The sequence below is a fragment of the Paenibacillus sp. FSL H7-0331 genome (assembly GCF_001956045.1).
Window position 1 is genome coordinate 22,176 of record NZ_MRTH01000009.1, and the last position, 13,945, is coordinate 36,120.

Sequence of the window (13,945 nt, forward strand, 5' to 3'; positions counted from 1 at the left end):
TCTGTTACAATGGGTAAGGTTAATTAGGGTATTTTAAGGAGGAACCAAGTTCACAATGAGAAGCGACGGCAGACAGAATAACCAGACAAGAGTTACTGCGATTACTACGCATTATAATAAGCATGCCGAAGGATCGGTATTTATCGAGGTCGGGGAGACCAAGGTCATTTGTACGGCAACGATTGAGGAAAGAGTCCCTCCCTTCATGAAAGGGCAAGGGAAAGGCTGGATCACGGCGGAATATTCGATGCTCCCAAGAGCAACCCAGGTTCGTAACCAAAGGGAATCGGCTAAAGGCAAGCTTGGCGGACGCACGATGGAAATTCAACGTCTGATCGGACGTGCACTTCGGTCGGTGGTCAGCCTGGAGGCGCTTGGAGAGCGTTCGATTACACTTGATTGTGATGTGATTCAGGCGGATGGAGGCACGCGTACTACCTCAATAACCGGCGCGTTTATCGCGATGGCTTTTGCAATCGACAAGCTCGCCAAGGATCGTAATCTCAAAACCTATCCGATCAGAGATTTTCTGGGGGCTATCAGTGTTGGAGTTGTGAATGAGAAGTCTTGTCTGGATCTGAACTATGAAGAGGATTCCAAAGCCAAGGTGGATATGAACGTTGTCATGACCGGAGAAGGTAAGTTTGTAGAGGTTCAGGGAACCGGCGAGGAATCACCATTTTCCAGGGACGAGCTTAATGAGCTGCTGGCACTTGCAGAGTCTGGAATTCAAGAAATGATTCTTGCCCAGGAAGAGGCGCTAGGACCGGAGATTTCAGCCCGGATCAGGAGGATTTCCCATGCGACGGCAGCTCGGAACTGAGATCGTAGTCGCCACCAGCAATGAGGGCAAGGTGAAAGAGCTGGCAGCCATGTTTGCAGACGAGCATATCACCATCAAGAGCCTGCGCGATTTTAGCGGCTTACCCGAGATTGTTGAGGACGGCGCGACATTTGCTGATAATGCTTATATTAAAGCTCGTACGATAGCTTTGTCCTGGGGAGTTCCGGTAGTTGCTGATGATTCCGGATTGTGCGTGGATGCGTTGAATGGCGACCCAGGTGTATATTCGGCTCGTTATGCCGGTGAGGGAGCGACGGATGAACAAAATAACAGCAAGCTGCTGCAATCTTTGCTGGCATTATCCGAACCGTCTTCGATTCCTGTTAATAGCCCCCATATTTTAAGTCGTGCACGATTTGTATGCGCGTTATGCCTTGTTGATGCGACCGGACAAATCATCGCGCAGGCGCAAGGTGAATGTGAAGGCCTAATCATAAGTGCTCCCCGAGGGAATCATGGCTTCGGCTATGATCCGCTGTTCTACATACCGGAGTACGATCAAACGATGGCGGAGCTTACCAGCGAGCAAAAGAACAGAATCAGCCACCGCGGCCATGCGCTTCAATCCCTGCGTCATGCGATTGAAGTGAAGTCTTGAGCGGTGAACCCGAATTTACATTCATTTGATTCCAATCAAATGAATGGGCAGCAGACCGATTCCACACCGGCTGCTGCCCTATTTTTCTTTGTCCCTGCTCTAGTACGAAACACTCACTTAGCCGCTTTACCTACCGAATGGATACCTTATAGTGCCTTAGCCATGTATCTGCCTGTGCCAAATATGCGAACAGCTGCGGACCTGTCATCAGCTGACCAAACCACGGCAGATTGAACTGGTTAGCATCTCCTTCGGCCAAAGCGCGAATTTTATCGACATCGATAAAGGTGAGCAGCGGAGAGTTGGAGTCATTCAGAATGTCGAGTACCCAAGTACGCACAGCCTCCAGATAGCTCGGATTGTGTGTCTTGGGATAGGGGCTTTTTTTACGTGTCAAGACGTCCTCCGGCAGGACGCCGCGCAGCGCTCTGCGCAAAATACCTTTTTCCCGATCACCGGCCGATTTCATTTCCCATGGAATATTCCATACATACTCGACAAGTCGATGGTCGCAAAAGGGTACCCGTACCTCCAGTCCTACAGCCATGCTCATTCGATCCTTGCGATCGAGTAGGGTCGGCATAAAACGGGTTATATTTAAATAAGACATTTCACGCATCCGGTTCTGATCATGATTTTCTCCGGATAGCCGCGGTACCTCGGAAAGTGCCTGACGGTAACGCTCCTGTACATACTGTTCAGGCTTAACCCATTCCAGAAAATCAGGCGAGAGCAGATTGACCCGATCCTTAGTAGCGAGGGACCATGGAAACGTGTTGGCTTTCAGCGTTTCTTCCTTATGAAACCATGGATAGCCCCCAAAGATTTCATCGGCCGCTTCTCCAGAGATGGCCACGGTAGCTGCCTTTTTAATTTCACGGCAAAACAAATATAAAGAGCCGTCAACGTCGGCCATACCGGGTAAATCACGAGCAAAAACGGCGGTTTTTAGCGATTCCACCAACTCAGGCGTATCGAATTCAAGATAATGATGCTCACTGCCGAGAAACTCCGTCATTCGTTTAATCCATGGTGCATCAGAGTTGGGTTGGAATGCATTCGATTTAAAATATTTGGCATTATCCACATAATCAATCGAGAACGTATGGAGCTGCCCTAAGTTATTATCTCTGTTATAGTTAGCTGCAAACGCGCTTAGAGCGCTTGAATCGAGTCCTCCGGACAATAATGTGCAGATGGGGACATCAGAGGCCATTTGGCGTTGTACGGTGTCTTGCAGCAATTCATGAATCCGTTGTGCAGTCGTATCGATATCATCCTCATGCGGCTTGCTTTCCAGCTTCCAGTAGGGGCGTATGCTCAAGCCATTACGATCCATATTCAGCCAATGACCTGGCTTTAGCTCCGACATATTGCTGTATATACCGTGGCCAGGAGTACGTGCTGGACCCACAGCGAAGATCTCGGCAAGACCCTCTCCGCTGATTTGCGCAGGAAAATCGGGATGGGCCAATATCGATTTGGGCTCGGAGCCGAACAGCAGTCGACCATCCGTGTAAGAATAAAATAACGGCTTAACTCCCAGCCGATCGCGGACGAGAAATAACGATTGGTCTTGCGAATTCCATACGCCAAAAGCATAAATTCCATTCAATCGATCAACGCAGGAGCGGCCCCATTCGATATACGAAACAAGCAGCACTTCCGTATCGCAAGTCGTATGAAAAACATGTCCGCGCAGCTCAAGCTCTTTTTTTAACTCTGGAGCATTATATAATTCTCCATTGTACACAATAGTAAACACGTTTTCTCCATAATGGCGCACCATCGGTTGAGCCCCATTGGCTGGGTCCATAACGCTAAGACGTCTGTGCCCGAGCGCACAATGCTGGGTGATCCAGGTGCCGGAAGCATCGGGTCCCCGATTTAGCAGTGTATACGTCATTTGCTCCAAAACGGACGGATACTGCGTTAAATCTTTTTGCCAGTCAATCCATCCTGTTATTCCGCACATAGCCTTCATCCTCTCTTAGAGTGTTTGTGTTGGCGAATGACCAGCCATTCGGCAGCGACAGCAGATGATAAAGGTTATGCGGTATAAAATCAGAAAATGTCTGTCCTTGCAAGAGGAAAAGATAGACAAAAAACAAAATACCGTTTAAACTATGCGTTAGTGCTTTATTATTGGTTTCGTTCCGCATGAATAGAACGAGTGAAATTATCCCACTCTAACCGTATGACGGATAGTACAATTACACAGGTTTTTCAGTTTATGCTCCGACATGCACATGCTCAACGGGCGAACTGATTCGATCAAGAATGATGAGGTGGTTACTTATGAGGAAAACAAAATTCTCCAAGGCACAAAGCGAATATAAAGAAGCCAAAGAACGCTTTGAGAAAGCGAATGAGGCGTTTCAAAATAAGCTGGCAGTTGTCAAAGTCCTTGGTGTAGTTAATCAAGAGAAAATTGAAGAGCTCATTGAAGAGACAAGCCTTCATACCGCATTGAATGATTTGGGAGCAGCGGAAAAGCTGTTGCTGGAATGGTCTCATGAAGCGATTCAATCGGAAAAGGATTATTTGCAAAATAAAGAAACCATAGACAAAATGTATGCTTTTATTGATCGAGATCCCGATATTAAAGCCAAATTGATTCAAGCAGCGATGAAAATTGTATAGGCTACACCATGACAGCGGGGGAATTCCTTCCGTTGTTTTTTGTTGCTTCTTAGTGTCGAATATTCAATTGACGCGATAAGGGGTAATGACAACGTGACAAGAAGCTGCATAGCCATGAAATTATGGCATACATAATGAGGCATACTTATTCATAAATATTCAACAGATTTTGCATTCCATCGGCCAATCGGTTAAACTGCTCTCAACATTAAAGCCGAGGAGGAGGTGATGGGCTTTTGTCCGAGAAGCCGAACGAGAATGTCATTCTTTTTCCTAAAACCGTCGAGTTTTACCAATTCGAGCTTACCCGAATGCTGGAGACTGAGCGCTATGGCGAGGCCATTCAGCTGCTGAGCTTTTTATTGACCTGTCACCATCAGGATATAAGGATTGAAGAAGAATGGCAGGCGCTCTTGGAGTGGCTGCAGACGATGTTTCCGGAAGAAATCTTTGCTACCGGGGAAGAAGAGGACGATCTGACTGAAGCGGATTTGCTCAGGCAGCATTTGTCGATTAAAGCGAAGACGGATAGTGGGTACGCTGAGAAACTGCTTGCTATGCTTCAACAGCCGCAATCGTTAGAAAATCAGCTTTTGGCGTTGGATCAACTGGCCTTCATTGACCATCCCGCGATCGATATCAGCATTTCTGAATGGCTGACGGCTCATGAGCAGCATCCTTTAATTCAATATAAAGGACTACAAACACTTAAGCTACGTGGAGTTACAGGCCCGCTCACGCTGGACAAGCATGGAGAGAAGATTGTAGTGGACGTGGAGGATACCCCCAAAAGTTTTGAAGATTTTCCGTCCCCCATGAACGAGATCATGGAACGTTTTCAGGAAATGAGCCAGATCAGTCAGCCCGCTTTATTTTATTATGCACAAGAGACCTGGAATGAATTTCTTGCTTATATTTATGGAACGGCTCCCTATAATCAGATTCTTCGACAGGATCGGGACGGCGTTGATGTCTGGGCTGCCGCGCTGCATTTTGTATTGCTTGATAAAGTGTTTAATAGCGGAACGAAGGACGAAGTGTTTGAGCTTTACGGGATCACGAACGATCTGATGTTTCAGTGGGAACAGTCTTATCGGATCATTCTCCAATTTGCCGCAGAGTTTTTTTCACAAAGACCTGTTAAATGATTTTATGGACATTGCTTGAAAAAAGAAAAGTATATGTTATAATAGAATGGTTATATTGCCGGAACAGCATTTCGTGTTTACCTTAAAGGAAACATCGATTTGTAATGGATAATTTTTGGAGGGGAAAGCATAAAATGAAAGCAAGCTGGGAAAAAATAGAGAAGAACGTAGGCGTTCTTGATATTGAGGTAGAAGTAGATCAAGTGGCTGCGGCTCTCGACAAAGCATTCAAAAAAGTAGTTCAAAAAGTAAATGTACCGGGCTTCCGTAAAGGGAAAGTGCCACGCTCGATCTTTGAAGCGAAATTCGGCGTAGAAAGCTTGTACCAAGACGCTCTGGATATCGTTGTTCCCGAGGCTTATGTGGAAGCGGTTGAAGAAACTGGGATTCATCCGGTTGATCGTCCAGAGGTTGATGTGGAGCAATTTGCTAAAGGCCAAAACCTGAAATTCAAAGCAAAAGTTATTGTAAAGCCTGAAGTTGAATTGGGCGAATACAAAGGTCTGGAGCTTGAAGTTAATGAGGCTGAAGTTACAGAAGAAGAAATTACTGCTGAACTGGACAAACTGCAAAAGCGTCATGCAGAATTGGTTCCTCTTGAAGAAGGTTCAGCTGAGAATGGCGACGTAGTTTCCATCGATTTCGAAGGATTCGTTGATGGAGTCGCATTTGAAGGCGGAAAAGCCGAGAAGTATTCCCTTGAACTGGGAAGCGGCAGCTTTATTCCGGGCTTTGAAGAGCAAGTTGTAGGATTGAACAAAGGTGATTTGAAGGATATTACTGTAACTTTCCCTGAAAATTACCAATCCGAAGATTTGCAAGGCAAAGAAGCGATCTTCAAGATCGAATTGCATGACATCAAACGCAAAAATCTTCCTGTTCTGGATGACGAGTTTGCTAAGGATATCAGTGAGTTTGAAACATTGGAAGAGTTCAAATCCGATCTTAAAAACAACCTGAGTGTTCGTAAAGTAGCCGAACTCGAGCGCAAAAAAGAAGCTGATGTTGTTGAAAAAGCGGCTGAGTCAGCACAAATCGACATTCCTCCTGTGATGATCGACAACGAAACCACGCAAATGGTTAAAGAATTCGAAAATCGTCTTCGCACTCAAGGAATGAATATCGAAATGTACTACCAGTTTACAGGTCAAAACGATGAGGCTCTAAGAGTTCAAATGCGTGATGACGCTGAAAAACGCGTTCGCAATAACCTGGTTCTGGAAGCTATTGCAAAAGCAGAAGGTTTGGATGTTACGGAAGCTGAAGTCCAAGCTGAATTGAGCAACCTTGCTCCTTCATACCAACGTACTCCTGAAGAGCTTCATGCGATTCTGAGCGCGAACGGAAACCTTGAAGATCTTAAACATGATTTGCTTGTTAGAAAAACAGTTACTTTCCTTGTTGAAAACAGCAAATAACTATAGCAGTCAGGCACGTATAACTATGCGTGCCTTTCTTTATAGGCATTGCATGTATTTCTGCTTTTAAAAATGTTAACTACATAAGGTCATGGCCGAATATGGTAGAATTACCCGCGTTCGTCTAACATAGGCGTCCCTTAGCAGGGACGCCTATGTTAGAAATGTAATACATAGAACACCTTAAACAATCAAACATAATTGCAGCAAAGAATCAATAAGTAGCAAAGTAGCAGTAAAGAAGTAAAGTAGCATAAACACGTTGCACTCAAAGTAAAGCTTGTCCCGAAGGGGCCAAAGCGACCCGAGAACACTACTGTAATCTCAACGCATCAACGCACAACAATCCAAGCGTGTTCCGCAGGAACGAAAGCGGCCCGAGAACACAACAGTATCTCCCCCATAAAGGGAGTCCAGAGGGCAGCGCCCTTTGGGGCCCTCCCTGTAGGGAGGGTCCCAGAGGGTATTGAATTGGTGTAATGTTTTCTTTTCTGATACAATAAAAAACGAACCACATTTTGAAGTAAAGGGGTTGGAACAATGGGTCTGATACCTATGGTTGTCGAGCAGGAAGGACGCGGAGAACGCTCGTATGATATTTATTCCCGCCTATTAAAGGACCGGATCATCTTTATCGGTAGCGGCATTGACGATGATGTTGCCAACCTCGTTATTGCTCAGCTGCTATTCTTGTCTGCGAGTGATGCGGAGAAGGATATTCATTTGTACATCAATTCTCCTGGTGGTTCTGTTACTGCCGGATTGGGTATATATGATACGATGCAGTTTATTAAGCCGGATGTTTCAACTATTTGTGTAGGCATGGCAGCCAGCATGGGATCTCTGTTATTAACAGCAGGCGCTCCAGGCAAACGTTTTGCACTGCCTAATAGTGAGGTCATGATTCACCAGCCATTGGGTGGTGTCAGAGGCCAGGCTTCAGACATTAAGATTCATGCGGATTGGATTATCAAAACCAAGCAGAAGCTGAATCAGATATATGTAGACCGGACAGGGCAGCCATATGAAAAAATTGAGCGCGATACCGACCGTGATAACTTCATGAGTGCAGAAGAAGCCAAGAATTATGGGCTCATTGATGCGGTCATCACTCGTAGCGAATTGAATGGATAAGGAGTGATCCCATGTTTAAATTTAACGATGAAAAAGGCCAACTCAAATGCTCATTCTGCGGCAAATCGCAGGAACAAGTACGTAAGCTGGTAGCTGGGCCGGGAGTTTATATATGCGATGAATGTATCGAGCTTTGCACAGAAATCGTTGAGGAAGAATTGGGTCACGAAGAAGAGCTTGATCTGAAGGATGTACCAAAGCCAAAGGAAATTCGTAATATTTTGGATCAATACGTCATTGGTCAGGAACAAGCTAAGAAATCGTTGTCTGTAGCGGTTTATAATCACTACAAGCGGATCAATTCGCAGCAAAGCAAATCAGAAGAGGTTGAATTGCAAAAGAGCAATATCGTTCTTCTGGGACCAACAGGAAGCGGTAAAACGCTGCTTGCTCAAACATTAGCCAAAATTTTGAACGTGCCTTTTGCTATTGCGGATGCTACTTCTTTAACGGAAGCTGGTTATGTCGGCGAAGACGTTGAAAATATTTTGTTAAAGCTGATCCAGGCTGCTGATTACGATGTGGAAAAAGCAGAGCGCGGCATCATCTATATCGATGAAATTGATAAGGTAGCACGTAAATCGGAAAACCCATCCATTACACGGGATGTTTCCGGTGAAGGCGTTCAGCAAGCTCTATTGAAAATCCTGGAAGGTACAGTAGCTTCGGTTCCACCGCAAGGCGGCCGTAAGCATCCACATCAGGAATTCATTCAGATCGATACAACCAACATCTTGTTTATTTGCGGTGGTGCCTTCGATGGTTTGGAACAAATCATCAAACGCAGACTCGGCAAAAAAGTGATCGGTTTTGGTACTGATGGAGTTAAGGTTGATTTGAAGCCGGGCGAGTACTTATCCATGGTGTTGCCAGAGGATTTACTTCGTTTCGGTTTGATTCCCGAATTCGTTGGACGTCTTCCGGTTATCTCAACATTGGAGCCGCTTGACGAGCCCGCACTGGTTCGTATCCTGACAGAGCCCAAGAATGCGCTTGTTAAGCAGTATCAGAAGCTGCTTGAAATGGACAGCGTAACATTGGAGTTCAATCCCGAAGCGCTCGAGGAAATTGCTCGTGAAGCGATCAAACGGAATACGGGTGCCCGCGGCTTAAGAGCCATTATCGAGAGCATCATGCTTGAAGTGATGTATGAAGCACCTTCTCATACTGAAAACTCAAGCTGCGTAGTAACCAAGGAAGCTGTACAATCCAAGGTCGCTCCCGAAATCACTGCAGGCAGCAAAGATGGCAAGGCATCGTTGAAGAAAAAAGAAGAGAGCGCCTAAGCTTGAGTATATACTAACCATAGCAGCCTCCAATCCATTTACTGGCCGATCCGGCTTGAATCGGAGCGGAGGATGTTTGGTATCATGGGAGAGATATATGTTATGTTTCACAGAGCGGAGACCATTCCCGTTAAAGTAGGGGATTTGACAATCGGTGGAAGCAACGAAGTCATTATGCAGAGCATGTGCACAACCAAAACGGCTGATGTCAAAGCAACGGTTGCGGAAATTCACCGTTTGGAAGAAGCCGGATGTCAGATGGTGCGTGTTACCGTTAATAACAAAGAGGCTGCAGAAGCGATTAAAGAGATCAAGAGACAAATTCACATCCCTTTGGTCGCTGATATTCATTTTGATCACCGTCTTGCACTGATGGCGATTGAGAATGGTATTGACAAGGTTCGGATCAACCCGGGCAATATTGGCCGCCGCGAGAAAGTAGAAGCGGTTGTTAAAGCCTGCAAGGAGCGCGGAATCCCGATTCGGATTGGGGTAAACGCAGGTTCTTTGGAAAACCATCTTTTGGAAAAACACGGATACCCGACACCGGAAGCTATGGTTGAAAGCGCACTGTTTCATATCAATATTCTCGAAGAGCTTGATTTCCATGACATCATCGTCTCCTTGAAAGCATCCGATGTGCCGATGGCCATTGCTGCCTACCAAAAAGCCGGAGAAGCATTCCGTTATCCGCTGCATCTTGGTATCACTGAGGCAGGAACTTTATTTACGGGCTCAGTGAAAAGTGCAGCTGGTATTGGCGCCTTGCTGAATATGGGTTTGGGCAATACTTTGCGTATTTCCCTCAGCGCAGATCCTGTTGAGGAAATTAAAGTAGCTCGTGAGCTGCTTAAAACCTTTGGTTTGATCACGAACGCGGCTACCCTTGTTTCATGCCCGACCTGCGGACGGCTGGATATTGATTTGTTCTCGATCGCTAATGAGGTAGAAGACTATATTGCCAAGATTAAGGTGCCCATCAAGGTATCTGTCCTTGGCTGCGCTGTGAATGGTCCAGGAGAAGCAAGAGAGGCTGATATCGGGATAGCCGGAGCCCGTGGAGAGGGTATGCTGTTCCGTTACGGAGAAATGATTCGTAAAGTTCCGGAAGCCGAGCTGTTGGCCGAGCTTAAGAAAGAAATCGATATTATCGTGGAGCATTTTGGGAGAACAGGCGAGATACCTGGCAGAAAGCATCATTCCACTCAGACCTCATAAATCTTTACAATCCTTAACTTAAGGAAAGCAGTGTTCTCTCTTCGATGAGGGCACTGCTTTTTGGCGTTTTTGCATAGGCTGGCCGGTATTGACGAATAACATAGGAAAGCAGGAAAACAAATTGCTTACAAGTCCACTTTCTACGGATACACAAGGAGGTTAACCCATGCACATAGCTGCAAAGTGGCTTATTGCCAGCACAGTCGTACTGATATCCCTTGGTTCTGGTATAAGTCAAGCCGAGCCAACACCTGAAGAAGCTCCAGCGATTACCAAGAAAATAGCTATTGTTATTGACGATTTTGGTAACGACATGCGTGGAACGGAAGAAATGATGGCCTTAACGATTCCATTTACTGCAGCGGTAATGCCTTTTTTACCGACGACACGGCGTGATGCCGAATGGGCGCACAAGCTCGGTCACGATGTATTGGTTCATATGCCGATGGAGCCGGTACGTGGCAAAAAAAGCTGGCTGGGGCCTGGAGCAATTACGACAGATTTGTCCGATGAAGAAATCCGCACAAGGGTACAGGCGGCGATTAATGACGTGCCCTTTGCAATCGGGATGAATAATCACATGGGCTCGAAGGTGACTGCAGATCCAAGAGTGATGCGTATCATTCTGGAAGTATGCAAGAAAAACAATCTGATCTATTTGGACAGCAAAACAACGCACAAAAGTGTGGTGCAGTCCTTAGCCAAGGAGTTGGGAGTCAGAACGCTCGAAAACCACATTTTCATGGATGATCAATACACGCGTGCGCATATTCTTAAACAGGCCAGGAAGGTGGAGGCACACGTTAAGGATAACGAAACTACAGTTGTCATTGGTCATGTAGGCACGCCAGGTAAATACACTGCAGCCGCTATCCAGCAATCGGTGCCTGTCTTGAAGAAAATAGCTGAATTTGTGAAAATATCACAGCTGGCCCCTTAGTGGGCCGGCTCTTTTTGCAGATAGGCCAATATTCCGGCACAGATGGCATCAGCAAGCTGACGCTGCTTCTGCGGCTGCATCATTTGCTCGCGGTCCTGTGCGTTAGAGATGAAGCCCATCTCCACTATGACAGCAGGAACTTGAATGTGTTTAAGCAAAAAATAGGTTTTTCCATAGACCGGTGCTGTTTCTGTCGCATACAAAAGATTCAGTGATCGCTGCAAGCTCGTGGCCAGTTGTTTGCTTGCATCACTTTTTTGATGGAGCACCACAGGTCCGCGTGCTTTACTATTGGTTGCCCAATTGACATGAAGGCTGATTACGATTTTGGGATGAATTTCGTTCGCAAGATGGCTGCGCTGGGCCAAATCCTTCAAATGTCTGGAACGATTGCGAAACCAAAGGTTTTCACTACTGAGTGCGTAGTCATCCAGTCGATTGAGCAGAACACGAAGCCCTTTTTCCCGCAATAAACTGTACGTAACTTTCCCCATCTCCAGGTTGATATCTTTTTCATACACATCTCCGTGAAGCGTTCCGCTGTCTATACCTCCGTGCCCAACATCCAGCAGCACGTCGACATTCGTTAAAAAAGGATTGATCATATAAGGATAAGGCTTGGATGCTGCCTTACCGCTGATTGAGCAGGAAAGGGTCATACCCAGAATTACAATTGTTGAGATCATCATTCGTATTCGCATACGTAGTTGGTTCCTCCTCCGTCATTTTCACTCCTTATCGTTCTCCTATGCCTTGTTATCATACATGCTTGAAAACTTTCTCAGGTAAGGATTAGTGTGTCTGTAAGAGGGGAATACTACCATGCAAGGTACATACTTGTGATGTCATTTCCAAGATACGAGTTTATGCTGCCCAAGTAAATTTCTGCGAAAAATTCTGAGGAGGGACCCTAATGAATATTAGTGTGATTTTGATGATTATCCAGCTGTTTTTTGCAGTTGTGATTGGTATGTATTTTTGGAATTTGCTGCGCAATCAGCAGACAAATCGCACTGCCATCGATAAAGAATCAAAAAAGGAAATGGAAAAATTGCGTAAGCTTCGCGCCATCTCATTAAATAAGCCCTTATCCGAAAAAACAAGACCAACTGCGATGAACGATATTGTAGGACAGAAGGAAGGCTTAAGGGCACTCAAAGCAGCCTTGTGCGGGTCCAATCCTCAACATGTGCTCATCTACGGCCCACCGGGAGTAGGGAAAACAGCTGCTGCACGTGTAGTTCTGGAGGAAGCCAAAGGCAACAAAGACTCCCCTTTTCGCCAAGATGCCCAATTTACCGAGGTGGACGCGACGACGGCACGGTTTGACGAACGTGGGATAGCGGACCCTTTGATTGGTTCTGTACATGATCCGATTTATCAAGGTGCGGGAGCAATGGGCGTTGCCGGGATTCCTCAGCCCAAGCCAGGTGCTGTAACGAAAGCGCACGGTGGTATTTTATTTATAGACGAGATCGGCGAGCTTCACCCGCATCAAATGAATAAGCTGCTCAAGGTGCTGGAGGATCGTAAAGTATTTCTCGAAAGTGCGTATTATAACTCGGAGGATACGAATGTTCCATCTTACATCCATGATATTTTTCAAAATGGTCTGCCTGCTGATTTTAGAATGGTTGGTGCGACAACACGGAATCCACAAGAATTACCTCCTGCAATTCGTTCACGTTGTATGGAAATATTTTTCCGTCCACTGCTTCCGAACGAGATTGGCGAAATTGCTGAAAAAGCGTTTATCAAAATCGGTTTCCCTGTAAATCCTGCCGCGGTTGAGGTTGTAAAGAAACATGCTACGAATGGCCGGGAAGCTGTCAATATTATTCAGTTGGCCGCCGGAATGGCCTTGGCTGATGCTCGTAAAGCAGTAACGGCTGCTGATGTGGAATGGGTAGTCAACAGCTCGCAAATTCCACCTAGGCCGGAGAAAAAGGTCGGAGCCAAACCGGAGATCGGATTTGTGAATGGGCTGGCTGTATATGGTCCCAATCTGGGGATGGTATTGGAGATCGAGGTTACGGCTATTCCGGTTACTCATGGTGGGATAGGAAACTTGACGATAACGGGGATTGTTGATGAGGAAGAAATGGGAGGATCCTCGCGGACAATCAGGCGCAAGAGTATGGCACGCGGTTCTGTGGAAAATGTAATGACGGTTTTAAGGAAGCTCGGCATCAATCCTTACAAGTTCGACCTTCATGTCAACTTCCCGGGCGGAACTCCCATTGATGGCCCTTCAGCTGGCATTTCCATGGCAGTTGCTATCGCCTCGGCGATATTGCAAACACCTGTCGATAACCATCTGGCTTTGACCGGGGAAATTGGCATTCATGGTAAAGTAAAGCCGGTGGGTGGTGTTGTGGCGAAGGTTGAAGCTGCATTCCAAGCCGGTGTAACCCGTGTCATCATTCCCAAAGAAAATTGGCAGGAAATATTCAGTGGGCTTAACGGATTAGAGGTTATTCCTGTGGAATCCATTGAAGAAGTCCTGGATTATGCACTTGGATCACAATTCAAGTTTTTGCCGGAAGCCTATGGAGCACAACCAGATTTTGCACCTGCCGCATCCATTACGGTTCTGCACGCCGATGCGCTGGAATAATAGCAGCATCGGCTTTTCTTTTTTTGAGATGATAATTAACGTGGGAGGGCGATTGGTGTTTTGATTTTAATTTTGATAAAATGTAAACGTCAGCGAATG

At 46.1% G+C, this 13,945-nt stretch carries 12 protein-coding genes; 10 read left to right on the forward strand and 2 right to left on the reverse strand.

What is annotated here, in order from left to right:
• Window positions 1-55 precede the first annotated feature (55 nt).
• Window positions 56-823: a ribonuclease PH gene (rph, locus tag BK127_RS14920; protein ID WP_076231438.1), complete on the forward strand. Its 768-nt coding sequence runs from the start codon at window positions 56-58 to the stop codon at window positions 821-823.
• Complete coding sequence (locus BK127_RS14925) at window positions 801-1,442, forward strand: XTP/dITP diphosphatase (RefSeq protein ID WP_076231441.1); 642 nt, start codon at window positions 801-803, stop codon at window positions 1,440-1,442. Before rph ends, BK127_RS14925 begins: the two co-directional genes overlap by 23 nt.
• Before the next feature lie 130 nt (window positions 1,443-1,572).
• Here BK127_RS14925 and asnB read toward each other — a convergent pair whose 3' ends face one another.
• Window positions 1,573-3,417, reverse strand: a complete 1,845-nt coding sequence (asnB, locus tag BK127_RS14930) for an asparagine synthase (glutamine-hydrolyzing) (RefSeq protein ID WP_076231443.1) — start codon at window positions 3,415-3,417, stop codon at window positions 1,573-1,575.
• Window positions 3,418-3,740: 323 nt separating this feature from the next.
• Here asnB and BK127_RS14935 point away from each other — a divergent pair, with 323 nt between their 5' ends.
• From BK127_RS14935 to BK127_RS14965, 7 genes are all read left to right on the forward strand, one after another.
• Complete coding sequence (locus BK127_RS14935) at window positions 3,741-4,085, forward strand: hypothetical protein (RefSeq protein WP_076231446.1); 345 nt, start codon at window positions 3,741-3,743, stop codon at window positions 4,083-4,085.
• Window positions 4,086-4,321: 236 nt separating this feature from the next.
• Window positions 4,322-5,233 carry a hypothetical protein gene (locus BK127_RS14940; RefSeq protein WP_076231449.1) on the forward strand — a complete coding sequence of 304 codons (912 nt, stop codon included), beginning with the start codon at window positions 4,322-4,324 and terminating at the stop codon, window positions 5,231-5,233.
• 134 nt (window positions 5,234-5,367) lie between these two features.
• Window positions 5,368-6,651: a trigger factor gene (tig, locus tag BK127_RS14945; protein WP_076231451.1), complete on the forward strand. Its 1,284-nt coding sequence runs from the start codon at window positions 5,368-5,370 to the stop codon at window positions 6,649-6,651.
• Between the two features lie 540 nt (window positions 6,652-7,191).
• Window positions 7,192-7,785 (forward strand): ATP-dependent Clp endopeptidase proteolytic subunit ClpP, encoded by a 594-nt coding sequence (clpP, locus tag BK127_RS14950; protein ID WP_076231454.1) that lies wholly within the window; start codon window positions 7,192-7,194, stop codon window positions 7,783-7,785.
• Between the two features lie 11 nt (window positions 7,786-7,796).
• Complete coding sequence (gene clpX / locus BK127_RS14955; RefSeq protein ID WP_076231456.1) at window positions 7,797-9,071, forward strand: ATP-dependent protease ATP-binding subunit ClpX; 1,275 nt, start codon at window positions 7,797-7,799, stop codon at window positions 9,069-9,071.
• A 102-nt stretch (window positions 9,072-9,173) separates the two neighbouring features.
• Entirely contained in the window at window positions 9,174-10,289 is a 1,116-nt protein-coding gene (gene ispG / locus BK127_RS14960) for a flavodoxin-dependent (E)-4-hydroxy-3-methylbut-2-enyl-diphosphate synthase (RefSeq protein ID WP_076231906.1), read from the forward strand.
• 166 nt (window positions 10,290-10,455) lie between these two features.
• Window positions 10,456-11,229: a divergent polysaccharide deacetylase family protein gene (locus tag BK127_RS14965; protein ID WP_076231458.1), complete on the forward strand. Its 774-nt coding sequence runs from the start codon at window positions 10,456-10,458 to the stop codon at window positions 11,227-11,229.
• On the opposite strand, the gene BK127_RS14970 is transcribed toward BK127_RS14965, so the two are convergent.
• Window positions 11,226-11,930 carry an N-acetylmuramoyl-L-alanine amidase family protein gene (locus BK127_RS14970; protein ID WP_076231461.1) on the reverse strand — a complete coding sequence of 235 codons (705 nt, stop codon included), beginning with the start codon at window positions 11,928-11,930 and terminating at the stop codon, window positions 11,226-11,228. The genes BK127_RS14965 and BK127_RS14970 overlap by 4 nt on opposite strands.
• A gap of 212 nt (window positions 11,931-12,142) precedes the next feature.
• Here BK127_RS14970 and lonB point away from each other — a divergent pair, with 212 nt between their 5' ends.
• Complete coding sequence (lonB, locus tag BK127_RS14975) at window positions 12,143-13,846, forward strand: ATP-dependent protease LonB (RefSeq protein ID WP_076231464.1); 1,704 nt, start codon at window positions 12,143-12,145, stop codon at window positions 13,844-13,846.
• Window positions 13,847-13,945 lie beyond the last annotated feature (99 nt).

Excerpts from the sequence above, each read along its gene's own strand:
- rph (WP_076231438.1), top strand. The coding sequence starts at position 56 with ATGAGAAGCGACGGCAGACAGAATAACCAGACAAGAGTTACTGCGATT.
- BK127_RS14925 (WP_076231441.1), top strand. The coding sequence starts at position 801 with ATGCGACGGCAGCTCGGAACTGAGATCGTAGTCGCCACCAGCAATGAG.
- asnB (WP_076231443.1), bottom strand. The coding sequence starts at position 3,417 with ATGTGCGGAATAACAGGATGGATTGACTGGCAAAAAGATTTAACGCAG.
- BK127_RS14935 (WP_076231446.1), top strand. The coding sequence starts at position 3,741 with ATGAGGAAAACAAAATTCTCCAAGGCACAAAGCGAATATAAAGAAGCC.
- tig (WP_076231451.1), top strand. The coding sequence starts at position 5,368 with ATGAAAGCAAGCTGGGAAAAAATAGAGAAGAACGTAGGCGTTCTTGAT.
- clpP (WP_076231454.1), top strand. The coding sequence starts at position 7,192 with ATGGGTCTGATACCTATGGTTGTCGAGCAGGAAGGACGCGGAGAACGC.
- clpX (WP_076231456.1), top strand. The coding sequence starts at position 7,797 with ATGTTTAAATTTAACGATGAAAAAGGCCAACTCAAATGCTCATTCTGC.
- ispG (WP_076231906.1), top strand. The coding sequence starts at position 9,174 with ATGTTTCACAGAGCGGAGACCATTCCCGTTAAAGTAGGGGATTTGACA.
- BK127_RS14965 (WP_076231458.1), top strand. The coding sequence starts at position 10,456 with ATGCACATAGCTGCAAAGTGGCTTATTGCCAGCACAGTCGTACTGATA.
- BK127_RS14970 (WP_076231461.1), bottom strand. The coding sequence starts at position 11,930 with ATGCGAATACGAATGATGATCTCAACAATTGTAATTCTGGGTATGACC.
- lonB (WP_076231464.1), top strand. The coding sequence starts at position 12,143 with ATGAATATTAGTGTGATTTTGATGATTATCCAGCTGTTTTTTGCAGTT.